The 22822-nt window shown below is 68.4% G+C and carries 21 protein-coding genes and 1 tRNA gene; 10 read left to right on the top strand and 12 right to left on the bottom strand.

Annotated features, from left to right (window positions below; genetic code table 11):
• Positions 1 to 30: 30 nt before the first annotated feature.
• The 4 genes from LDO27_RS13945 to LDO27_RS13930 all read right to left on the bottom strand — a co-directional run bounded on the left by LDO27_RS13945 (position 31) and on the right by LDO27_RS13930 (position 4286).
• The gene (locus LDO27_RS13945) at positions 31 to 834 is read right to left on the bottom strand and encodes an ABC transporter ATP-binding protein (protein WP_224042297.1); all 804 of its coding nucleotides are present in this window, start codon (positions 832 to 834) and stop codon (positions 31 to 33) included.
• Positions 835 to 862: 28 nt separating this feature from the next.
• On the bottom strand, positions 863 to 1765 hold the full coding sequence (ntrB, locus tag LDO27_RS13940) for a nitrate ABC transporter permease (RefSeq protein ID WP_224042295.1): 903 nt from the start codon (positions 1763 to 1765) through the stop codon (positions 863 to 865).
• A gap of 108 nt (positions 1766 to 1873) precedes the next feature.
• Positions 1874 to 3193, bottom strand: coding sequence for a CmpA/NrtA family ABC transporter substrate-binding protein (locus LDO27_RS13935; protein WP_224042293.1), 1320 nt, complete (start codon positions 3191 to 3193; stop codon positions 1874 to 1876).
• A gap of 460 nt (positions 3194 to 3653) precedes the next feature.
• Entirely contained in the window at positions 3654 to 4286 is a 633-nt protein-coding gene (locus LDO27_RS13930) for an ANTAR domain-containing response regulator (protein ID WP_222202208.1), read from the bottom strand.
• Positions 4287 to 4492: 206 nt separating this feature from the next.
• Between LDO27_RS13930 and LDO27_RS13925 the strand changes: the two genes are divergently transcribed.
• Both LDO27_RS13925 and maiA read left to right on the top strand, forming a co-directional pair.
• Positions 4493 to 5194 carry a fumarylacetoacetate hydrolase family protein gene (locus tag LDO27_RS13925; RefSeq protein WP_224042291.1) on the top strand — a complete coding sequence of 234 codons (702 nt, stop codon included), beginning with the start codon at positions 4493 to 4495 and terminating at the stop codon, positions 5192 to 5194.
• A 2-nt stretch (positions 5195 to 5196) separates the two neighbouring features.
• Positions 5197 to 5844: a maleylacetoacetate isomerase gene (gene maiA / locus LDO27_RS13920; RefSeq protein ID WP_222202204.1), complete on the top strand. Its 648-nt coding sequence runs from the start codon at positions 5197 to 5199 to the stop codon at positions 5842 to 5844.
• Between the two features lie 92 nt (positions 5845 to 5936).
• Here the strand turns inward: maiA and ftsY are convergent, their stop codons facing one another.
• Entirely contained in the window at positions 5937 to 7169 is a 1233-nt protein-coding gene (ftsY, locus tag LDO27_RS13915; RefSeq protein ID WP_224042290.1) for a signal recognition particle-docking protein FtsY, read from the bottom strand.
• A 60-nt stretch (positions 7170 to 7229) separates the two neighbouring features.
• On the opposite strand from ftsY, the gene LDO27_RS13910 reads away from it, so the two are divergent.
• The 5 genes from LDO27_RS13910 (at position 7230) to LDO27_RS13890 (ending at position 11976) form a co-directional block, all read left to right on the top strand.
• Entirely contained in the window at positions 7230 to 8861 is a 1632-nt protein-coding gene (locus LDO27_RS13910) for a M16 family metallopeptidase (protein ID WP_377747194.1), read from the top strand.
• A gap of 18 nt (positions 8862 to 8879) precedes the next feature.
• Positions 8880 to 10274 (top strand): M16 family metallopeptidase, encoded by a 1395-nt coding sequence (locus LDO27_RS13905; RefSeq protein ID WP_224042288.1) that lies wholly within the window; start codon positions 8880 to 8882, stop codon positions 10272 to 10274.
• Positions 10275 to 10342: 68 nt separating this feature from the next.
• Complete coding sequence (gene rsmD, locus LDO27_RS13900) at positions 10343 to 10978, top strand: 16S rRNA (guanine(966)-N(2))-methyltransferase RsmD (protein ID WP_222202196.1); 636 nt, start codon at positions 10343 to 10345, stop codon at positions 10976 to 10978.
• 182 nt (positions 10979 to 11160) lie between these two features.
• Complete coding sequence (gene coaD, locus LDO27_RS13895; RefSeq protein ID WP_222202193.1) at positions 11161 to 11646, top strand: pantetheine-phosphate adenylyltransferase; 486 nt, start codon at positions 11161 to 11163, stop codon at positions 11644 to 11646.
• A 69-nt stretch (positions 11647 to 11715) separates the two neighbouring features.
• Positions 11716 to 11976, top strand: coding sequence for a YfhL family 4Fe-4S dicluster ferredoxin (locus LDO27_RS13890; RefSeq protein ID WP_124682543.1), 261 nt, complete (start codon positions 11716 to 11718; stop codon positions 11974 to 11976).
• Positions 11977 to 12063: 87 nt separating this feature from the next.
• Here the strand turns inward: LDO27_RS13890 and pth are convergent, their stop codons facing one another.
• From pth to LDO27_RS13855, 7 genes are all read right to left on the bottom strand, one after another.
• Positions 12064 to 12657, bottom strand: coding sequence for an aminoacyl-tRNA hydrolase (gene pth / locus LDO27_RS13885; protein WP_224042286.1), 594 nt, complete (start codon positions 12655 to 12657; stop codon positions 12064 to 12066).
• Positions 12658 to 12810: 153 nt separating this feature from the next.
• Entirely contained in the window at positions 12811 to 13422 is a 612-nt protein-coding gene (locus tag LDO27_RS13880; RefSeq protein ID WP_222202190.1) for a 50S ribosomal protein L25/general stress protein Ctc, read from the bottom strand.
• A gap of 148 nt (positions 13423 to 13570) precedes the next feature.
• The gene (locus LDO27_RS13875; protein WP_222202189.1) at positions 13571 to 14524 is read right to left on the bottom strand and encodes a ribose-phosphate pyrophosphokinase; all 954 of its coding nucleotides are present in this window, start codon (positions 14522 to 14524) and stop codon (positions 13571 to 13573) included.
• An 82-nt stretch (positions 14525 to 14606) separates the two neighbouring features.
• Positions 14607 to 14683, bottom strand: a tRNA-Gln gene (locus tag LDO27_RS13870).
• 58 nt (positions 14684 to 14741) lie between these two features.
• A complete protein-coding gene (ispE, locus tag LDO27_RS13865; protein WP_224042284.1) occupies positions 14742 to 15614 on the bottom strand; it encodes a 4-(cytidine 5'-diphospho)-2-C-methyl-D-erythritol kinase in 873 nt (290 codons plus the stop codon).
• Positions 15615 to 15636: 22 nt separating this feature from the next.
• Complete coding sequence (gene lolB / locus LDO27_RS13860; protein WP_222202187.1) at positions 15637 to 16308, bottom strand: lipoprotein insertase outer membrane protein LolB; 672 nt, start codon at positions 16306 to 16308, stop codon at positions 15637 to 15639.
• Positions 16309 to 16416: 108 nt separating this feature from the next.
• A complete protein-coding gene (locus LDO27_RS13855; protein ID WP_224042283.1) occupies positions 16417 to 18333 on the bottom strand; it encodes a tetratricopeptide repeat protein in 1917 nt (638 codons plus the stop codon).
• A gap of 129 nt (positions 18334 to 18462) precedes the next feature.
• On the opposite strand from LDO27_RS13855, the gene mutM reads away from it, so the two are divergent.
• The 3 genes from mutM (at position 18463) to mutY (ending at position 22806) form a co-directional block, all read left to right on the top strand.
• Positions 18463 to 19380 (top strand): bifunctional DNA-formamidopyrimidine glycosylase/DNA-(apurinic or apyrimidinic site) lyase, encoded by a 918-nt coding sequence (mutM, locus tag LDO27_RS13850; RefSeq protein WP_224042281.1) that lies wholly within the window; start codon positions 18463 to 18465, stop codon positions 19378 to 19380.
• Positions 19381 to 19585: 205 nt separating this feature from the next.
• Entirely contained in the window at positions 19586 to 21523 is a 1938-nt protein-coding gene (locus tag LDO27_RS13845; RefSeq protein ID WP_224042279.1) for a dynamin family protein, read from the top strand.
• 77 nt (positions 21524 to 21600) lie between these two features.
• Positions 21601 to 22806, top strand: coding sequence for an A/G-specific adenine glycosylase (gene mutY / locus LDO27_RS13840; protein WP_224042277.1), 1206 nt, complete (start codon positions 21601 to 21603; stop codon positions 22804 to 22806).
• The last annotated feature ends 16 nt before the right edge of the window (positions 22807 to 22822 follow it).

The raw sequence follows: 22822 nt of genomic DNA, 5'->3' as shown, positions 1-22822 counted from the left end.
CGGCGCGGCGCCCCGGGTCCGGAGGCTCCTTCAGGCGGCTTCCTTCAGCGCCGGGTTCCGCTGCTTGCGGTACAGGAAGTCGAGCACCGCCGTGCGGCAGGCGTGATAGGCCTTGTCGTCGGCCAGCGCCATCCGGTCGCGCGGGCGCGGCAGGCCGACTTCCACGATCTCGCCGATGGTCGCGGCCGGCCCGTTGGTCATCATCACGATGCGGTCGGCCAGCAGCACGGCCTCGTCCACATCGTGCGTGACCATCACCACGGTGCTGCGCGTCTTGGCGACGATCTTCAGCAGCTCGTCCTGCAGGTGCGCGCGCGTGAGCGCGTCCAGCGCCCCGAAGGGCTCGTCCATCAGCAGCACCTTCGGCTCCATCGCCAACGCGCGGGCGATGCCCACGCGCTGCTTCATGCCGCCGGAGATCTCCTGCGGATGCTTGCCCTCGGCATGGGTCAGGCCCACCAGCGCCAGCGCCTCGTGGGTGCGCGTCCTGAGCTGCGCCTTCGATTCCTTGCCGCCGAAGACGCGCTCCACGCCGAGATACACGTTCTCGAAGCAGGTCATCCAGGGCAGCAGCGAATGGTTCTGGAACACCACCGCGCGATCCGGCCCGGGGCCGGCGATTTCCCGGCCGGCGCAGATCAGCGCACCGGAGCTCGGGGTCGCCAGCCCGGCCAGCAGGTTGAGCAGCGTCGATTTGCCGCAACCGGAATGCCCGATCAGCGTGATGAATTCCCCGCTGGCGATATGCAGGTTGACGTCGCGCAGGGCGACGAACGGCCCCTTCTTCGTCTTGAAGACCTGGCCCACGTTTTCGATGCTGACGAACTTCTCCATGACGGTTCTCCGTAGAGGGGGGGCGGGCTCAGCCGCCGTAGCTGAAGCGGCGGGCCAGCGCGAGCAGCGCGTGTTCGAGCAGCAGGCCGACGATGCCGATGATGAAGATCGCGATCACGATGTGCTCGACCTTCAGGTTGTTCCATTCGTCCCACAGCCAGAACCCGATGCCGGTGCCCCCGGTCAGCATCTCGGCCGCGACGATCACCAGCCACGCGGTGCCGATCGACAGCCGCACGCCGGTCAGCATGTAGGGCAGCACCGCAGGGAACAGCACGCGGGTGAACACCTTCCATTCGGACAGGTTCAGCACGCGGGCCACGTTCAGGTAGTCCTGCGGCACGCGGGTCACGCCGACCGCGGTGTTGATCACCATCGGCCAGATCGAGCAGATGAAGATGGCCCAGATCGCGGCCGGATTGGCGGCCTTGAACAGCAGCAGGCCGATGGGCAGCCATGCCAGCGGCGACACCGGACGCAGCAGGCTGATGATCGGCGCCATCATGGCGTTCAGGAAGGCGAAGCGCCCCAGCGCGAAACCCGCCGGAATGCCGATCAGGGCCGCGAGCCCGAAGCCGGCCGCCACGCGCGCCAGCGACGACAGCACGTTCCAGCCGATGCCCTGGTCGTTGGGCCCGTTGCGGTAGAACGGATCGGCAAACAGCGGCACCGCGGCGTTCCAGGTCGCCGCCGGCGTCGGGATCGCCGGGATCATGGTGGCGATGCCGTGCCAGACCAGCACGAACAGCATGAAGCCCAGCAGCGGCGGGCTCAGCTTCCAGACTGCGGCGGTCAGCGTCTCGCGCCGCTGCGCGCGCCGCGCCGCGGCCTCGATCTCGCGGGCGCGGCGGACCGCGCGCTCGCCTTCCGGTTCGGCCGTGGCGGCGACGGCCGCCACGGCGTGATGCGTCGACTGGGCAAGTGCATTCATTGGTAGCTCCTTGGAGCGCCGGCGGCGCGCCGGCGCAAACGGTTCACGCCTGCGATGGGAATACGGGTGCTACTGCTCGTCGTGCTGCGCGTGCCGGCTGCCCCGCGCTTACGCCTTGATCTTGAAACCGTCGGCGTACGCCTTCGGGTCCTTCGTGGCATCCCAGACCACGCCGTCGAGCAGCTTGGCCGCCCGCATGTCGCTCTTGGGCAATGGCACCTGCGCGGCCGCCGCGGCCTGCTTGTAGACGTCGATGCGATTGACCTTCTTCGCCACCGCCAGGTAGTCGGGATGCTCCTTCAGCAGGCCCCAGCGCTTGTGCTGCGTCAGGAACCACATGCCGTCGGACAGGTAGGGGAAATTGGCGTCGCCGTCCTGGTAGAACTTCATCGCGTCCGGGTCGTCCCAGGTCTTGCCCAGGCCATTGCTGTAGCGGCCGAGCATGCGGTCGAGGATGATGTCCATGTCGGTGTTGACATAGGACTTGGCGGCGATGGTCTCCGCGGTCTTGCGGCGGTTGGAGGCCGAGGCATCGATGAACTTCGAGGCCTCCAGCACGGCGGCGACCATGGCGCGCGCGGTGTTCGGATACTTCTGCACGAATTCGGCCGTGGTCCCGAGCGTCTTCTCCGGATGGTTCTTCCAGATCGACTGCGTGGTCTCGACGGTGAAGCCGATCTTGTCGGCGATCGCCCGCGCGCCCCAGGGCTCGCCCACGCAGAAGCCGTCCATGTTGCCGACCCGCATGTTGGCCACCATCTGCGGCGGCGGCACGGTGATCGCCTTGGCGTCCTGCATCGGATGGATGCCGTTGGCGGCCAGCCAGTAGTACAGCCACATGGCATGGGTGCCGGTGGGGAAAGTCTGGGCGAAGGTGTAGTCGCGCTTTTCCCTGGTCATCAGCGCGCGCAGGCCGGCGCCGTCCCTGACACCCTTTTCCGCGAGCTTGGACGACAGCGTGATGGCCTGGCCGTTGTGGTTCAGGCTCATCAGCACCGCCATGTCCTTCTTCGGTCCGCCGATGCCCAGCTGCACGCCGTAGATCAGGCCGTACAGCACATGCGCGGCATCGAGCTCGCCATTGACCAGCTTGTCGCGCACGCCCGCCCACGAGGCCTCCTTGGTGGGGGTGATCTTCAGTCCGTACTTCTTGTCCAGTCCGAGCGTGGAGGCCATCACCACGGAGGCGCAGTCGGTCAGCGGAATGAAGCCGATCCTGACGTCGGTCTTCTCGGGGGCATCGGAGCCGGCGGCCCACGCTCCGGCGCGCACCATCGGATCGACCAGCGTCACCACGCTGGCGCCGGCGATCGTCGCCAGCGCGCGGCGGCGGCCCTGGCTGGCGGGGACCGCGTCGGCGACGCTGTCCTTCGCCGTGGGCGCTACCGCGGCGTGCAATGGCTTGACGATCTTCAGACGAGAGGGCATGCAAGGCTCCAAAAAAGAAAAGGCGTCCTGAGCCGCTTCCGCCTGTGGCCAGGCCGGATGCGGGTCAGGACGCCGTTGTCCCGGATGAACGCGCGGCCGTCATTGGCCGTGCGCATCGATGCTGGTGCGGCCGCCGTTGGCCGACACAGCCATTACGCAATGGGTATGCCAACGGCGGCCGGCGCAGGCCCTGCCTCGCGGTGGCGCGGGTTTGGGGCGCAAACGGAACGAGTCTGGGGCAGCCGTATCCGGCTTGGGGCAAGGTCGGGCCGTTCGTGGGAACCGGTGGCGGGACGCGTGCCAGTTCGCGGGGAATGCGCGCCGAATGCGTGCGCGCTGGGCAAGCGCGGCGGGTGCATGGGCCGGCGCCGCGCAGGGCTCGTCTGGCGCCGGTTTCGTGCATTGCACCATCGGCGTGCGCCCCGTCGCGGGGCGCGGTGGTGCCGCGCGATGGCGGGCTTCAGGCCATCACGTCGATGACGCGCTGGGCGGCTTCCACGAGCTTCAGGCCGCGCTCCATCGCCATGCCGCGCAGGCGCTTGTAGGCCTCGTCCTCGGTCATGCCGCGGGTCTGCATCAGCAGCCCCTTGGCCCGCTCCACCACCTTGCGCTCGGCCAGCTTCAGCTTGGTGGCATCCAGTTCGGCGCGCAGGGCCTGATCCAGTTCGAAGCGGGCATAGGCCACGTCGAGCACGGTCTTGACGCGCTCGGCGCGCAGGCCGTCGACGATATAGGCGGTGATGCCCGCCGAAAGCGCGGTCTTGATGCGTTCCGCGTCGTCGTTGTCGGTAAACAGCACGATAGGGCGGGGGGCGTGCTGGGTCGAGACGCACACGTGCTCGACGGTGTCGCGGGCGGCCGATTCGCTGGCGATGATGATCAGGTCGGGCTGGCGCGCGCCGATCACGTCGGGCAGCTTCAGGTCGGCCTCCACCGTCTCGATGTCGGCGAACCCGGCGCTGGCCAGGCCCGCGCGGATGGTCTCCACATTGAGCGGATCGGCGTCGTGCGGATCGCGCACCAGCAGGATCCGCAGGGAGCGGGAGCCGGTTGCGGAAGGGGCGCTCGAGGAAAAGGTGGGGCGCTGGTTCATGGCTTTGTCATGGGGCCTCCCGTTCATGCAATATTCGCGCCGGGTCTGGTGCAGTGCCGCATCGTTCCGCATCCCCTGGCGGCGCCGGGCGCCCGGCATGCCGGTGTATCCTGATGCCCTGCCGAAGCCCGCCCGGGCGGCGCCGCGCCACGCGCCGGCCCGCCCCGCCGAGCCGGCGACCACCATAAGAAAGCCAGGAGAGTTGGATGACGGAATTCGTTTTCGCGCCGCCGGCGCCTAACGGCGTGCCCGTGCGCGGCGGCAGCGCCCGGTTCCCGGTGCGCCGGGTCTATTGCGTTGGCCGCAACTATGCCGCCCATGCCCGCGAGATGGGCTCGGACCCCGACCGCGAGCCGCCGTTCTTCTTCTGCAAGCCGGCCGACGCGGTGAGCTACGTGGCGGACGGCGAGACCGGCAGCTTTCCCTATCCGCCCGGCAGCAACAACGTGCATTACGAAGTGGAACTGGTCGTGGCCATCGGCAAGGGCGGGCGCGATATCCCGGTGGAGCAGGCGTCCGGCCATGTGTTCGGCTACGCCATCGGCCTGGACATGACACGGCGCGACCTGCAGAACGAATCGAAGAAAACCGGACGCCCGTGGGAAACCGGCAAGGCGTTCGACCACTCCGCGCCCATCGGTCCGATCGTGCCGGTGGCGGACGTCGGCCATCCGGCCAAGGGCGCGGTCACGCTGGCCGTCAACGGCGTCGAGAAGCAGCGGGGCGATCTGTCGGACCTGATCTGGTCGGTGCCGGAGATGGTGTCGTATCTGTCCCGGCTGTTCGAGCTGCAGCCCGGCGACCTGATCTACAGCGGCACGCCGGAGGGCGTGGGGCCGGTGGTCAAGGGCGATGTCATGCACTGCGTCATCGACGGCGTCGGCGAACTGACCGTCAAGGTGGTGTGACGATGCTCAAGCTCTATAGCTATTTCCGCAGCTCGGCCGCATTCCGCGTGCGCATCGCGCTCGAACTGAAGGGACTGCCGTTCGAATACATCCCGGTGCATCTGCTGCGCGACGGTGGGCAGCAGTTCAGCGAGGCCTACACCCAGCTCAATGCCAATGCGCTGGTGCCGACCCTGCTGGACGGCGACCACGCGCTGAGCCAGTCGCTGGCGATCGTCGAGTATTTGGACGAGACGCATCCGGAGCCGCCGCTGCTGCCGGGCACGGCGCTGGACCGCGCCTATGTGCGCGCGCTGTCCCAGGCCATCGCCTGCGATATCCATCCGCTGAACAACCTGCGCGTGCTCAAGTACCTGAAGCACACGCTCGGCGTGGCGGAGGAGGCCAAGGACGCCTGGTACAAGCACTGGGTCGAGCTGGGCCTGACGTCGCTGAACACGACGCTGGAGCGCGAGGGCAAGGCCGGCCGCTTCTGTTTCGGCGATACGCCGACGCTGGCGGATATCTGCCTGGTGCCGCAGGTCTTCAATGCGCAGCGCTTCCAGATCGACGTGGCGCGCTTTCCGGTCATCGCCCGGGTGTTCGAGGCGTGCATGGCGCAGAGCGCGTTCCAGAAGGCCGAGCCCAAGGCGCAGCCCGATGCGGAGTAATCGATCGACGCGGCCGCGGTAGCGCCCGTCAAAGACAAACGCCCTTGGGTTCGCACCCAAGGGCGTTTTTCATTCGGCCGGCGGCGTGCGGCTCAGAGGCCGAGCAGCGCGTCGGCGAACTCGCGCGCCTTGAACGGCTGCAGGTCCTCGACCTTTTCGCCGACGCCGACGAAGTAGACCGGCACCGGGCGCTGCCGCGCGATGGCCGCGAGGATGCCGCCCTTGGCCGTGCCGTCCAGCTTGGTGACGATCAGGCCGGTGAGGCCGAGCGCATCGTCGAACGCGCGCACCTGCGCCAGCGCGTTCTGCCCCGTGTTGGCATCGATCACCAGCAGCAGTTCGTGCGGCGCGCTGGGCATGGCCTTGCCGATCACGCGCTTGACCTTGCGCAGCTCCTCCATCAGGTGGAGCTGGGTGGGCAGGCGGCCGGCGGTATCCGCCATCACGATATCGACCCGGCGCGCGCGCGCGGCGTTCACCGCGTCGAAGATGACCGCCGCGGGATCGCCGCTTTCCTGCGCCACCACGGTGACGTTGTTGCGCTCGCCCCAGATCGTCAGCTGCTCGCGCGCGGCGGCGCGGAACGTGTCGCCCGCGGCCAGCAGCACCGACTGGCCATAGTGCTGGAAGTGCTTGCACAGCTTGCCGATGCTGGTGGTCTTGCCGGCACCGTTGACGCCCGCGATCATCATGACCAGCGGCTGCTCGCGGCCGAGCGCCATGGTCTTTTCCAGCGGCCTGAGCAGGTCGGTCAGCAGATCGCGCAGCGCCAGCCTGACGCCGTCCGCCGTATCGATGCGATCGTTGCGTACGCGCCGGCGCAGCTCGTTGAGCAGGTATTCGGTGGCCTCGACGCCGGCGTCCGCCATCAGCAGCGCGGTCTCCAGTTCCTCGAACAGGGCCTCGTCGACCTTGACGCCCACGAACAGCGTGCTGATGCCGCGGCTGGTCTTGTTCAGGCCGGTACGCAGCCGCTGCATCCACCCGCGCTTGGCTTCGGCGGAGGCTTCGGGCGGAGGCACCAGTTCCAGTTCTTCTTCGGGCTCGGGCTCCTCGAGCGCGGCGGTGGCGGGTGCGGCTGCGGGGGAAGCGATCGGGGGTAGCGGCGCCTGCATCGGCGCGGGCACCGGCGCGGGCGCGATCACCGGCAGGCTCGCGGGTGCGGCGGGGGCGGGCTGGACCGGTGAAGGAGCGGCCGGCTTGTCGAAGGGAACCACGGCCTCGGCCACCGGAGCCGGCACGGGCGCCGGCTGCGGAGCCGCCACGGGCGGCTCGGTTGGCGTCGGGGCCGGTTCGGCCTTGCGCTTCTTCCAGAAACTAAACATTGGGAAAGGGGTCCATACCCCGGTAGAATCAATCGCCAAAATTCTAGCAGACGGGGTTGCATGAACCATTGCGCTGTGAATAACCGGCGGGGTGTCGTCCCCGCCTTCCCGCCGGCCTGCGGTCACGATGCCGCGGCCGACCCGGCAACCCCGGCGGCTCGCCAGGCCGCTTTGTCCGGGCGCCCTTCCTTCACTCGGGCCAGCTGGTCCGCCACGTCCCGACGCCTTCCCGATTCGCTCGCCCGCATTGCCACGCCCATCGCCCTGAGCCTGGCCGTGGCCTTTGGCGCCGGCATGGTGTCCGCGTTGCCGGCGCAGGCGCAGGGCGGCGTGGTCAGCGCGCCGCCCCCGGGGCAGGCCGCGCCGATGCGCGCGCAGGCCTCCGAGGCCGGCACCAGCGAATTCACGCTGTCCAACGGCATGCGCGTGATCGTCAAGGAAGACCATCGCGCCCCCACCGTCGCGCATCAGGTCTGGTACCGCGTGGGTGGCATCGACGAGGTCAGCGGGTCCACCGGCGTGGCCCACATGCTCGAACACATGATGTTCAAGGGCACGCCCAAGGTCGGCATCGGCGAGTTCTCGCGGCAGGTCGCCGCACTCGGCGGCCGGGAGAACGCGATGACCACGCGCGACTTCACCATGTACTACCAGCAGATCGGCAAGCAGTACCTGCCGCGCATGATGGAGCTCGAAGCGGACCGCATGGCGAACCTGATCATCCGCAAGGACGAGTTCGAGCGCGAGATGCGCGTGGTCAAGGAGGAGCGCCGCATGCGCACCGACGACTCCGCGCGCGGCACCGTCTACGAGCAGTTGCTCGCCACCGTCTACACCACGGCCGCCTACCGGCACCCGGTGATCGGCTGGATGAACGATCTCGACAACATGAAGGTCGAGCAGCTCAAGGACTGGTATCGCGACTGGTACGCGCCGAACAACGTGCTGCTCGTGGTCACCGGCGACGTCAAGGCGGACGAGGTGCGCAAGCTGGCGGAGCGCTACTACGGCAAGCTCAAGCCGCGTCCGTTGCCGGCCACCAAGCCGCAGCTGGAGCCGCCGCAGAAGGGCGTCAAGCGGATCTGGGTCAAGGCCCCGGCGGAGAATCCCTACCTGGTGATGGCCTACAAGGTGCCGCGGCTGAACGATGTCGAGAAGGATGTCGATCCCTACGCGCTGGAGGTGCTGGCCGCGGTGCTCAACGGCTACGACAATGCGCGCCTGACGCGACAGCTGGTGCGCGAGCAGCGCCTGGCCGACGACGTCAACGTGGGCTACGACAGCGTCAATCGCGGCGAATCGCTGTTCGTGCTCGACGGCACGCCCGCCAATGGCCATTCGACCGAGCAGATCGAGGCTGCGCTGCGCGACGAACTCAAGCGCATCGCCCGCGACGGCGTCTCCGCGGACGAACTCAAGCGCGTCAAGGCGCAGGTGGTCGCCAGCCAGATCTACAAGCGCGATTCGGTGTTCGGGCAGGGCATGGAGATCGGCGTGTCGGAGCTCTCCGGCATTTCGTGGCGGCAGCTGGACCGCATCCTGGAGCGGATCAAGGAAGTCACGCCGGAGCAGGTCAAGGCGGTGGCCGGCAAGTACTTCGACGACGACAACCTGACCGTCGCCACGCTGCTGCCGCAGCCGATCGATCCGAACAAGCCCAAGTCGCAGGGCCCCGCGGGCCTGCGTCACTGAGGAATGCCGATGTTGTCCATGTCTACTCCTTCGCAGTCCGGGACCGGCGCCGCCGCGCCGCGCGCAACGCGCCGTCTCGCCGCCGTCTGCGGCGCGCTTGCGCTGCTCGCCACGCAGGCGGTGCAGGCCGCCATCCCCATCGAGCACTGGACCGCGCCGACCGGCGCCAAGGTGTACTACGTGCACAGCCCCTCGATTCCGATGCTCGATGTCAATGTCGACTTCGACGCCGGCGGGCGCTACGACCCGGCCGGCAAGGCGGGGCTCGCCACGCTGACCGCCGCGCTGCTGGACAAGGGCGCCGCCGCGGTGGACGGGCAGCCCGCGCGCGACGAAGCGCAGATCGCCGATGCCTTCGCCGATACCGGCGCCAACTTCGGCGGCGCGGCGGGCGGTGACCGGGGCGGCATCGGGCTGCGCACGCTGACGGCGCAGCCCGAACGATCGCAGGCGCTGACGCTGGCCGCGCAGTTGATCAAGGCACCGACGTACCCGGATGCCGTGGTCACGCGAGAGAAGCAGCGCCTGATCGCCGCGATCCGCGAGGCCGACACGCGTCCGGGCGCGATTGCCGACAAGCTGCTGTCCAAGGCGATCTATCCCAACCATCCCTATGGGGTGACCGCGACGCCGGAGAGCGTGGAGTCGATTACCCGGGCCGATCTGGAGCGCTTCTGGCGCGATAACTACACCGCCTCGCGTGCCGTGGTGACGCTGATCGGCGCCATCGACCGCAAGGAGGCCGAGGCCATCGCCGTGCAGCTCACGCAGGGTTTGCCGGCGGGGACCCGGCCACCGGCGATGCCCGACGTGCAGATGAACATCCCGGCCAGCGTGCAGCGCGTGCCGCACCCCGCCCAGCAGGCCACGGTGCTGCTCGGCCAACCCGCCATCGCCCGCGGCGACCCCGACTACTTCGCCCTGCTGGTGGGCAATTACATCCTGGGCGGCGGCGGCTTCAGCTCGCGTCTGACCGATCAGGTCCGCGAGAAGCGCGGCCTGACCTACGGCGTCGACAGCTACTTCGCGCCGTCCAAGCAGCCGGGACCGTTCGGCATCGGCCTGCAGACCAAGAAGGACCAGGCCGAGGAGGCGCTGGCGCTGGTGCGGCAGGTGGTCGAGCGCTTCGTGACCGAGGGTCCGACCGACAAGGAGCTGAAGGCGGCCAAGGACAACCTGATCAACGGCTTCCCGCTGCGCATCGACAGCAACCGCAAGCTGCTGACCAACGTCGCCAATATCGGCTGGTATGGCCTGCCGCTGGACTACCTGGACACCTGGACCGCGCAGATCGGCAAGGTGACCCGCCAGCAGGTCCGGGAAGCCTTCCAGCGCCACGTGCGTCCCGACGCGATGGCGACGGTGGTGGTGGGTGGACCCGAGGCGGCCCAGCCCGCGCGCTCGGCCCGGTAGGCGGCGCAGGCCACACAGCGGCCGGGCGACGGGCGTGACAGGGCCGCCGCAGGCTCTACAATCACGGCATGAATTCGCCCTCCCGTTCCACGTCGCCGGCGCCCCGCCGGCGGCCTTCCCCTCCGGTGCCCAAGCAGGCCCCCGCGCAGGTCCGGATCATCGGTGGCAGATGGAAGCGCACGACGCTGCCCGTGCTGACCGCCGAAGGACTACGCCCCACCCCCGACCGCGTTCGCGAGACCCTGTTCAACTGGCTCGGCCAGGACATGACCGGGCTGGCGTGCCTGGACCTGTTCGCGGGCTCCGGCGCCCTGGGCTTCGAGGCCGCCTCGCGCGGCGCGGCCCATGTGACGCTGGTGGAATCGAATCCCCGTGTCGCGCGGCAGCTGCGCGATAACCAGTACCGGCTCGGCGCCGACCATATCCAGGTGCTGCAGGGCGACGCTTTCGCCCTGGCGGCGCAGATGCCGGCCGGCACCTACGACGTGGTCTTTCTCGATCCGCCGTTCGCCGAGGACTGGATCGGCCCCGCCCTGGAACACGCCGCGCGGCTGTCGCGCGCCGGCGGCGCCATCTATGTCGAAAGCGACAAGCCGCTGACGGGCGCGGACGCGCCGGTGCCGTCCGCGCTGGAGATCGTGCGCCATGCCCGCGCCGGCGCCGTGCATTTCCACCTGCTGCAGCACAGGACGCCGCAAAGCTAGGCCGGACGCGGCCCGCAGGGCAGCAATCGCAACCGGCACGGATACGATCGAAGCCGGGTTTTAGGGTTACACTACGCCGCTGTCGACAACGGCTCGCCACGCGGCGTCAGTCCAAGCCCGCTCCAAAGCGGGTCGACCGATGCGGCTGCCGATACCGGCAGCGGGCAGAACAAGGAGGAAGCATGGTCGTCGCGGTCTATCCCGGCACGTTCGATCCCATGACCCGGGGGCACGAAGATCTGGTGCGCCGGGCGTCCAATATCTTCGACGAACTGGTCGTTGGCGTTGCCCACAGTCCGAACAAGCGGCCGTTCTTCTCGCTGGACGAGCGCATCGGCATCGCGCGCGAAGTGCTGGGGCATTATCCCAACGTGCGCGTCGAGGGCTTCTCCGGGCTGCTGAAGGACTTCGTGCGCAAGAACAATGCGCGGGTCATCGTGCGCGGCCTGCGCGCGGTCTCCGACTTCGAATACGAATTCCAGATGGCCGGCATGAACCGCTACCTGCTGCCGGACGTCGAGACGATGTTCCTGACCCCCTCGGACCAGTACCAGTTCATCTCGGGTACCTTCGTGCGCGAAATCGCGGTGCTCGGCGGCGACGTCAGCAAGTTCGTCTTCCCCTCGGTGGAGCGCTGGCTCAACGAAAAGATCGGCAAAGGAGCCTAGAATACGGGCTTCACGACGTGTCATGACGCGGCCAGTCGGGCGCGGGCACGTCGGCAGTAAGGAAACACCATGGCGTTGCTCATCACCGACGACTGCATCAACTGCGACGTTTGTGAGCCCGAGTGCCCCAACGAAGCCATTTCGATGGGGCCCGAGATCTACGAAATCGACCCCAACAAATGCACCGAATGCGTCGGTCACTTCGACGAACCGCAGTGCCAGCAGGTTTGCCCTGTGGCCTGCATTCCGAAGGATCCGAACCGCATCGAATCGCATGAGGTGCTGATGCAGCGCTACCGGCTGCTGACGGCCGCCAAGCACGTCGCCTGAGCGACCCGTCCACCGCGGTGCACCGCATGAAAAAACCCCCGCCATCGGCCGATGGCGGGGGCTTTTTTTGACGCGGAAGCAGGGCCGTCAGCGCGCCGAATGCAGCTGCATCATGGCCTTCTCGGCCTCGCCCCGGGCCAGCAACGCCAGCGGCGCGATGCTGCGGCCGATGGCCTCGTCGATCGCCTGCTGCTCCTCGCGGCGCGGCGGCTTCAGCACGAAATTGACCACATCCTCGCGCTGGCTGGCGCCGCCGCCTGCGTCGCGCGGATGACCCACGCCGATGCGCAGCCGCCAGTAGTCCTGCGTCGACAGGTGGGCGGAGATGTCCTTCAGTCCGTTATGGCCGCCGGAGCCGCCGCCGCGCTTGAGCTTGACGCTGCCGGCGGGCAGGTCCATCTCGTCGTGCGCGACCAGGATCTCGTCCGGCAGCACCTTGTAGAAGCGGGCGAGGGATACCACGGCCAGGCCCGAGCGGTTCATGAAGGTGGACGGCTTGAGCAGCCAGATGTCCTGGTCCCACAGGCGGGCGCGCGCCGCGAGGCCATGGAAGCGGCCTTCCACGCGCGGCGTGGCGCCGCCCATGCGGGCCAGTTCATCGACCAGCCAGAAGCCGGCGTTGTGGCGGGTCGCCTCATATTCCGCCCCGGGATTTCCGAGGCCAACGATTAGCTTGATCATGCGAGAAACCGTGTCGAACGCGGAAGCCTGGCCGACGGTGGCCGCGGCCAAGCATACGCGAAAAGCCCGGGGCAAGAGGGGCAAAAAAAAGCCGCCGGACGCGCCGGCGGCTTTCTCGGGCAGCCCCGCGGGGCGCCCAGGACCGAGTCCCGATCAGGCAGCCGGCGTTTCGCCTTCGCCTTCACCGGCGGCTTCGGACACGCCACCAGCGGGCAACGAGATGTTGGCCACTGCGGGGTTGTCGTCACCGTGGGTGATCGCGGTCACGCCCTTCGGCAGCGTGATGTCGGACAGGTGGAACGTCTGGCCCAGTTCGCCCTTGCCCAGATCCACTTCGATGAACTCCGGCAGGTCGGCCGGCAGGCACGACACTTCCAGTTCGTTCAGGATGTGGTTGATGATGCCGTGGCCCAGCTTCACGCCAGGAGCGGTTTCCTGGTTCATGAAGTGCAGGGGCACCTTCACGTGGATCTTTTCCGAGGCCGACACGCGCTGGAAATCGACGTGCAGGACCAGCGGCTTGAACGGGTGCATCTGGAAGGCGCGCAGCAGGGCCTTCTCCGACTTGCCGCTCACTTCCAGGTCGAGAATCGACGAGTGGAAGGCTTCCTTCTTCAGCGCGTGGAACAGTGCGTTGTGATCGAGTTCGATCATCTTGGGCTCGCCCGCACCGCCATAGATGATGCCGGGGGTTTTGCCGGCGTTGCGCAGGCGGCGGCTCGCACCCGTTCCCTGTACGCTACGCTCGAAAGCTACGACTTTCATGGTGACTCCAGAAATTAAGAAGGCTGTCCGCGACCAGACAGCCCGAAGTTTCGGCGCACGGTGAAAAACACTGGCGCCGTATGAATCACGCCGGCGTCAGGATCGCTTGCAATCCCGGGGTGCCGGCGCGGTAAAGCCTTGAATGGTATCAGGAATCGGCAAACAGCGACATGATCGAGTCGCCCTTGACGATACGCGTGAAGGTCTCGGCCAGCAGCGGCGCGGTCGAGACCTGGCGGATCTTGCCGGCCTGCAGCGCGTCCTCGCGCAGCGGGATGGTGTCGCACACCACCACTTCGTCCAGCGCGGATTCCGCGATGCGGGCGGCGGCGCCGCCGGACAGCACCGGATGGGTACAGTAGGCGAATACCTTCTGCGCGCCGCGTTCCTTCAGCACCTGGGCCGCCTTGCACAGCGTGCCGCCGGTGTCGATCATGTCGTCCATGATGACGCAGTTGCGGCCGTCTACCTCGCCGATGATGTTCATGACCTCGGCCACATTGGCCTTCGGACGGCGCTTGTCGATGATGGCCAGATCGCAGTTCAGTTGCTTGGCCAGCGCGCGGGCGCGCACCACGCCGCCGACGTCCGGCGACACCACCAGCAGGTCGCCGTAGTTCTTCTCGCGCAGGTCGCCCAGCAGGACGGGAGAGGCGTAGATATTGTCGACCGGGATGTCGAAGAAGCCCTGGATCTGGTCGGCGTGCAGGTCCATGGTCAGGACGCGCTCGACGCCGGCGACTTCCAGCATGTTGGCCACGACCTTGGCCGAGATGGCGACGCGCGCGGAACGCGGGCGGCGATCCTGGCGGGCATAGCCGAAGTAGGGCATGGCGGCGGTGATGCTGCGTGCCGAGGCGCGCTTGAGCGCATCGACCATCACCATCAGTTCCATCAGATTGTCGTTGGTCGGCTGGCAGGTGGACTGCAGCACGATGACGTGCTTGCCGCGGACATTTTCCTGGATCTCGACTTGGACTTCACCGTCCGAAAAACGGCCTACAAGCGCCTTTCCCAACGGGATGCCGAGGTGCTGCACGACAGCCTCTGCGAGTTTGGGGTTGGCGTTGCCGGTGAATACCATCAAGCCTTCGCTGCTCATGTGAGGCACCTGTCTTGCTGCTGGGGGGATTTGTCACCGGCCGGGGCCGGTGACTTTCTCTGCGGATTCGCGAGGAATGTAATGGCAGGGGAAGAAGGATTCGAACCTTCGAATGCCGGAATCAAAATCCGGTGCCTTGACCAACTTGGCGACTCCCCTACACAACCGGGTCCGTCCACCGTCGCACAAACGTCTGCGACGCCGAACGAGAAACTATTTATGCGAGCGTTGCGAGCGGGTGGCGCGACAGACTTCTCACGCACCTGCCATCCCATTCGGGAGGCAACCGTTCGATTACCTGTTGCGCAGTTTCCGCGCAAGTATAGCGCGCAAACACACAGGCACCGGAACCGGTCATCCTTGCATGGGGACTGTACTGTCGCAGCCATTCAAGGGCTCGGGCAACTTCGCCGAATTTCGCCGTTGCAATCGGTTCCAGATCGTTGCGACCGAAATCGAATTTGTTTGTGCAAGCAGCGAAGTCCGCAATTATGCTGATGGGGGTATTCCTTGTCAAGCGTCGGTCCGAAAAAATTGCTGCGGTGGGCACATGCTGGCGTGGGTGAATCACCACGAACCAGCTCTGCGGCAGCGACACCGGCGCCAGTTCCTCGCCGATGCCTTGGGCGAACGCATTCTCGCCGAACACGAAGAACGGTACGTCCGCCCCCAGCGCGAGCCCGATCTCCATCAGCCGGGCGCGCGGCAGGCCCAGCCCCCACAACCGGTTCAGGGCCAGCAGCGTGGTGGCGGCATCCGAGGAGCCGCCGCCGATGCCGCCGCCCATCGGCAACACCTTGTCGATGGTCAGCTCCGCTCCGTAGCGCGTGCCGGTGGCCTGCTGCAGCGCGCGGGCGGCGCGCACGATCAAATCGCTGTCGTGGTCGACGCCGGGCACGTCGTTGGTGCGCATCACCACGCCGTCGTCACGCCGGCGGAAATGCAGCGTGTCGCACCAGTCGATGAGCTGGAATACCGTCTGCAACGTGTGATAGCCGTCGGGGCGGCGGCCGGTCACGTGCAGGAACAGGTTCAGCTTGGCGGGCGCCGGGCAGTCGCGCAGCTCGGCAAGGGGCGATACGTCTGGCATGCGGGAAAAAGACTGGCTAGGGTCAGCGGGAGGCCGGCGAGGTCGCGGTTTCGGGGGATTGCGACGCGGCCGGTGTGGCCGCCGCGTCCGGGCTGGCCGGGGGATCGATCACCAGCCTGACCGACATCGGGCCGGTGCCGCCGTCGCGCGCCATGTCGATGCGGCGCGGCATGGTCTGCGCCGCGCCCGGTGCGCCGGCTTGCCAGGCGGCGTAGCGCACGGTCCAGCCGTTCTGGGTCAGCGTCTGGAGCCGGCCGGATTCATCGCGTGTCGCGCTCGCCTGGCTGCCCGGCGCGGGACGGCCATGCAGCCAGTCGCGCATGCCCGCCACCGGCAGCGAGAAGCCCAGCGCCTGTTCGAGCAGGCCATCGACCTCGGGCGCGTTGCGCGGGGCCTCGTTGGGCAGGTCGAGGGTGGCGCCCGCCGGGGTCGCGGTCACCACGGCGAGCGTCTGCCCGAGCGGCGAAATCAGGTCCAGCCGGACATTGCTGCCCTGTTCGCGCCACTGGAAGCTGCCCTGCACGCCTTCGTCGCGGCCGTAGCGGACATAGTTGGCGGCAAAGCGGCCGCTGTACTCCTGCACCTGTCCGCGCGCCTCGGTATCGAAGGAGCGGCTGGGCGTGACGGAGGCGCAGGCGGCGAGCCACAGCGGGGCGGTGAGGCAGAGCAGGGCGAGGCGGCGGGATCGAAGCATGGGAGGTCTGGTGGTGCGAGGGAAGCGACGCGGCGGCGTCGCTGGCGGCATGCGCGAGGAAAGACGGGTGCGGGCGGCGACGCGGGCGTTGCGCGCGGCGCCCGTGGGTCAGCGGGAAACCGAGACGTTGTAGCGGCGCAGCGTCTTGATCAGCGTCTCGTTGTCGGGCTCCGTCTTGGCAGCTTCGGTCCAGGTGCGGCGGGCCTCGTCGTGCTGGCCAAGGTGCCACAGCACCTCGCCCAGATGCGCGCCGATCTCGGCCTCCGGAGCCTTGGTATAGGCGGCGCGCAGCAGTTCGGCCGCGGGCTGCAGCTGGCCCAGCCGATACTTGACCCAGCCCAGGCTGTCCATGATGTACGGGTCGTCCGGGCCAAGCTCGATGGCCTTTTCCAGCAGCTTCAGGGCCTCGGGCAGGCGTTCGTTGCGATCGGCCAGCGAATAGCCCAGCGCGTTGTACCCCTGCTTCTGGTTCGGCTGCAGCGCGATGAACTTGCGCAAGCCGCGCTCCATGCTGTCGTAGCGCTTCTCGCGCTCGTCCAGCATGGCCAGCTCGTAGATCCATTCCGCATTGTCGGGCTCGGCGGCGATGCGGTCGTTCAGCACCTTGCGCGCGCGGTCGTAGGCCTTGGCGTCCATCAGCACGCCGACCTCGGTCTGCCGGATCGCCATCATGCGCTGCGCGCGCTGGCCCGGATCGGCAATGTCCTCGGCGTCCGCCAGCAGCGTGCCGAAGATGCCCTGCGCCTCGTCCACCTTGCCCATGCGGCCGAGCAGCTGCGCGCGCTTGACCGAGGCGGCGGACAGCATGCGCTCGTCCTCGATGCGGTCCAGCCACTGTACGGCGCCCGGGTAGTCCTTCCTTTCCTCGGCGATCTGCGAGAGGTACTGGTAGGCGACGTCCGGATTGGACGAGGGCGATTTCTCGGCCAGCCGCAGGTATTCCTTCAGATAGCTTTCCGCCTCGTCATAGCGCTTGGCCTGCAGGCCGGTCAGGCCCAGTGCCAGCGGCACGCGCGGATCTTCCGGCGCGACCTTGCGCAGCGCTTCGAACTCGCGACGCGCCGACGACATATCGTTCTGCTGCAGATACAGCCGTGCCAGCGTGATGCGCCCGTTGATCGAGGCGGGGGCCTTGTCGAGGAAGCGGGTCAGTCCCGCCACGGCCTCCGCGGGCGCCGAGTCCGCGCGCAGCTCGGCGGCCATCAGGGCGGCGGGCTCGTAGTCGGGGCGCAGGCGCAGCGCCTCGTCCAGTTCGGTCAGCGCGCCGGGCACGTTGCCCGCGGCCTCGTTGGCGCGCGCGAGCGCGAGGCGCGTTTCCGCCGATTGCAGATCGTTGGCCACCAGCCGCTGCAGCATGGCGGCCGCGCCCGCGGGATCGTTGGTGCGCGAGAGCTGCTGCTGCAGTTGCAGGATCGCTTCGGGACGATGGCTGGGCGGCACGCCGTTCAGTTGCAGCGACAGCAGCGGCTCGGCTTCGTCCCAGCGGCCGCTGAGCACCAGCAGGGTGGAGAGCACCTGGCGCGCCCCGGCCGAGGTGGGCGCCAGTTCGGTCCACAGGCGGGCCGCGTCCAGCGCTTGCTGGGGCACGCGCGCATTGAACGCGATCTCGGTGGCGCGCTGCGCGAAGCGCGGGTCGCGGATCTCGCGTGCGAGGTCCAGGTAGGTGCGGTAGGCCGGGCCGGCAAGGCCGCGCTGCATCGAGACTTCGGCGGCCAGTACGCGGAACATGATGTCCGAGGTCAGCGGCACCGCCGGCAAAGGCATCTTGGGCGGCAGCGGGGTCGCCGGGGCATTCGGGGCTTCGGCGCTGATCACCGGCCCCTGCTCGTCATCGGCCTGTGCCTTGTCGACACCTGCGGCGCAACCGGCGAGCGGCGCGATGCCGAAGCTCGCCGCAAGCCCCCACGCCAACAGGCGGCGCGACAGCGGCGGGCGCGCGGATTCCCCTTCGCCTCCGGTGGAGGGAGCCTCGGGGCGGAGGCGTTGAGCGGTGGTGCAGGGGGAACGGTCCAAGCGGTCCGACATGTGGATAGGGCTCCGGCACTCGGTGGCCATGTGCAAAGGTAGGGCCATTGTAGCGTGCCGCTACAATGGCGGCTCTTGCCAGCCTGCGCTGGCGTCAGCGGTTGGAGTCCGGGGAGGAAGAGAGGTTCGATGCCCGAGTTGCCAGAAGTCGAAGTCACCCGGCGCGGGCTGATGCCGCATGTGGTGGGGCGCAGAATCGATCGGGTGCAGGTCCGCCATCGCGGTCTGCGCTGGCCCGTCGAGCCCGGACTGGAGACGCTGCTGGCCGGTCGCATGATCCGTCGCGTCGAGCGGCGCGGCAAGTATCTGCTGCTCGAATGCGTGCGCGAGGACGATGCGCCGCGTCCAGCCCCCGAGGCCACTGCTCATCCCGATGCCGACGCCGACCGCGACCGCGACCCCGACAGCGGCTGGCTGCTGATCCACCTCGGCATGACCGGCACGCTGCGCGTGCTGCCGCACGCTCCCGCGGCGGGCGCGCACGACCACCTCGACCTCGCGCTGTCCGGCGGGCCCGACGGGCCGGTGACGCTGCGCTTTCGCGACCCGCGCCGCTTCGGCGCGGTCGTATGGAGCCCGCTGACCGAGGCCCTGCTGCCGACGCATGTATTGCTGCGCGGTCTCGGGCTGGAACCCTTCGACGACCGCTTCGACGGCGCCTGGCTGCATCGCCATACGCGCGGGCGCACCGCCGCGATCAAGACCGTGCTGCTCGCCGGCGACATCGTCGTCGGCGTGGGCAATATCTACGCTTCCGAAAGCCTGTTTCGCGCCGGCATCCGCCCGACCACGCCGGCCGGGCGCATTTCGCTTGCCCGCTATGAACGGCTGGCAGTCGCCGTGCGCGAAACGCTGGCCCAGGCCATCGAGCGCGGCGGCAGCACCTTGCGCGACTTCGTCGGCAGCGACGGCGCCAGCGGCTACTTCCAGCTCGAATGCTTCGTCTACGACCGCACGGGCCTGCCGTGCCGGCGGTGCGCGACGCCGGTGCGGCAGATCGTGCAGGGCCAGCGCTCCACCTTCTATTGCCCGCAGTGCCAGCGCTGAAGGGGCGCGGCATCGCGGGCGGCGTTCCGATGGCTGGGCGCAACACTTGCGCCGAAAGCGCCTGGAATTCCACAAAAGGCGTTGCGAAAGCTGTATCGTTTGCGGGTTAAAAAACTGTTACAAAAAACGCTGCGCGCCGTGGCGGCGGTCATGCACGGTCCTGCGCGCCTTTGCGGGTTTCCCACCCGATGCCGAGCGAGCCGCAATGACAGCCTTCGCGAATCAATTCGAGCAGTACGGCGCCTGGAGAGCCGGCGTCCTCGAGTCCCTGGCGCAATTCCGGGCGTGGTTGCAGCAGCAGGACCTGTACGACGCCCAGGCGGACGAGCACGCCCAGCGCATCCAGAACGTGCTGCGCGGCGACCGCCTCAAGGTCGCCTTTATCGCCGAGTTCTCGCGCGGCAAGAGCGAGCTGATCAACGCGATCTTCTTCGCCGACTACGGCCGGCGCATCCTGCCGTCATCGGCCGGCCGCACGACGATGTGCCCGACCGAGCTGCGCTACGACGAGCACGAGGCGCCCTGCATTCGCCTGTTGCCGATCGAGACGCGGCTGCAGGACGCCTCCACCGCCGACTTCCTCGAGAGCGGAGCCCACTGGCAGACGGTCTCGCTCGATCCCGCCTCGCCCGACGGCATGCTCGATGCCTTCCGCCATGTCGTGGAAACCATCCGCGTCACGCCGGCGGTGGCCGAGTCGCTCGGGCTCTATCACGACGAGGACCCGGACGCGGCATCCGCCGTCGGCCCCGACGGCATGGTCGAGATCTCGCGCTGGCGCCATGCCGTCATCAATTTCCCACATCCGCTGCTGCGCCAGGGCCTGGTCATTCTCGATACGCCGGGGCTCAATGCCATCGGCACCGAACCCGAGCTGACCCTGCGGCTGATTCCCGATGCGCATGTGGTGGTGTTCGTGCTGGCGGCTGACGCGGGAGTGACCAAGAGCGACCTGAACCTGTGGCGCAGCCATGTCGCCGCGGGGCATCGCAACGGGTGCCTGGCGGTGCTGAACAAGATTGACGGCCTGTGGGACCCGCTGAAGTCCGATGACGAAACCGCGAACGAGATCGCCGGCCAGGTTTCGGCCAGTGCCCGCGTGCTGGGCATCGGCGAGGACCGCATCCATCCCGTGTCGGCACAGAAGGGGCTGGTCGCCAAGGTCATGCGCGACGACGCGCTGCTCGCGCGCAGCGGGCTGCCCGCGTTCGAGCGCGTGCTGTCCGACGAGCTGATCCCGCACCGCCGGGAGATCGTCGCCGGGCAGGTGGTGCGCAATGTCGAGGACATGGCGCGCGGCGCGCAGCAGTTGCTGCAGAGCCGGCGCCGCAGCGTCGTCGAGCAGCTGTTCGAACTGCGCGGGCTGCGCGGCAAGAACCACGCGATGGTCAAGCACATGCTGTCGCGCGTGCATGCCGAGAAGGAGGAGTTCGAGCAGAGCATCGCCAAGTTCCAGGCGCTGCGGCTCGTGTTCGGCCGCCACAGCGCCGAGATCATCAAGAGCGTGCAGCTGCGGGACGTGCGGCGCGTGATGCGCGACGCCCGCGAACAGATGAAGGAACGGTTCTTCTCGCGCGGACTGCGCGAAGAGATGGACGGCCTGTTCGCGGACCTGCAGGCGCTAGTGACCGAAGCGGACGGCAATATCTCGCAACTGCACCAGCTCACCGACAGCATGTACCGGCGCTTCAACGCCGAACACGGTTTTACGCTGCCGGCGCCGATCCAGTTCCATACCGCGCGCTACGCCGCGGAGCTGGCCGCGACGCTGCAGATCGCCCACGGCCACTTCCGCGGCATCGCCATGCTGACGCGCTCGCGGCCGCAACTCGTGCAAAGCGCGTTCGCCACGGTGGCGAGCCGCGTGCTGGAGACCTTCCGCGATCTGAACCGCGACATCGAGGTGTGGCTCAAGTCGGTGATGACGCCGCTGGAGGCGCAGGTGCGCGAGCACCAGAAGCAGTTGCGGCGGCGCCTGGATTCGATCGAGCGCATCCACGAGGCCACCGATACGCTGGAGAGCCGCATCGCGGAGCTCGAGAGCGTGCTCAACGGGCTGGACGAGCGCAGCGGGCAGATCGAGGTGCTGGCCGGACGCATCGCACGCACCGACGCCGGCGAGCGCCGCGCCGCCGCGGCCTGAGGGCCGTCCGGCCGCGGGCGTTATCATGTCGCCCGCCAGCCGCGTCGTGCGCGGTGGCGCAGAACACCACCATCCCGATGCCCCGCAAGCCCGCAGCAGCAGCCAGTCCCGTCTCCGTCCCCGCTCCCGGCGCGCCCGGCCGCCGTATCTCGCCCGATATCGCGCCCGATATCCCGCCCGATTTCGGCACGTCGCTGATCGCCTGGCAGCGCGCGCACGGTCGCCACGACCTGCCGTGGCAGAACACTCGCGATCCCTACCGCATCTGGCTGTCCGAAATCATGCTGCAGCAGACGCAGGTCGCGGCGGTGATCGAGTACTACCAGCGCTTTCTCGCCAGGCTGCCCACCGTGGCGGCGTTGGCGCAGGCACCGGCGGACGAAGTCATGGCGCTGTGGGCGGGACTCGGCTACTACTCGCGGGCGCGCAACCTGCACCGCTGCGCGAAGGTCGTCATGAGCGAGCACGGGGGCGAGTTTCCGCGCGATCCGGCGGTGCTGGTGACGCTGCCGGGCATAGGGCGCTCCACCGCCGCGGCCATCGCCGCGTTCAGCGCCGGCGTGCGTTCGCCGATCCTGGATGGCAACGTCAAGCGTGTCTTCGCGCGCTTTTTCGGCATCCACGGCCATCCCGGCGAGAAGGCGGTCGAGAACGAGATGTGGCGGCTCGCCGAAGCGGTGCTGCCGCCGGCCGGGCCGGACCAGGCCGCCGACATGGTCTCGTACACGCAGGGCCTGATGGATCTGGGCGCCACGGTCTGCTCGCGCGGCAAGCCCGCCTGCCTCGCCGATGCGTTGGCCTGCCCGTTCTCCACGGCGTGCGTGGCGCGGCGCGAGGGGCTGACGGCGGCGCTGCCGACGCCGAAGGTGCGCGCGGCCATCCCGGAGCGCAGCACCGTGATGCTGGTGATGCGCCGCGGCCGGGAGGTGCTGTTGTCGCTGCGGCCGGACTCGGGCATCTGGGGCGGCTTGTGGAGCCTTCCCGAAATGGCGGTGGGGGAGCTGCCATTCGATGCCGAGCTGGCCGAGCGCACGGCGCTGCAGCATGCGCAGCGCTTCGGCACGCCGACGGCGGCCAGCATGATCGGTGAACTGACCCATGTGTTCACGCACTTTCGCCTGCTGATCCGCGCCATCCGGGTGGAGATGACGGGCGTGGCGCTGCGCGACGAAGCCGACGGGCCGCCGCTGCGCTGGCTGTCGCTGGACGAACTCGATGCGCTGGGCACCCCGGCGCCGGTGCGCAGGCTGCTGGCGATGGAGGCGGAGTCGCGGCTGTTCTGATCGCGGTGGTGCGCCT

Origin of the sequence: Cupriavidus respiraculi (assembly GCF_914271545.1) — a bacterium.
Taxonomy (GTDB): Bacteria; Pseudomonadota; Gammaproteobacteria; order Burkholderiales; family Burkholderiaceae; genus Cupriavidus; species Cupriavidus respiraculi.
The sequence above is the reverse complement of the archived record's forward strand: the minus strand, read 5'-3'. Positions and strand labels throughout refer to the sequence as shown.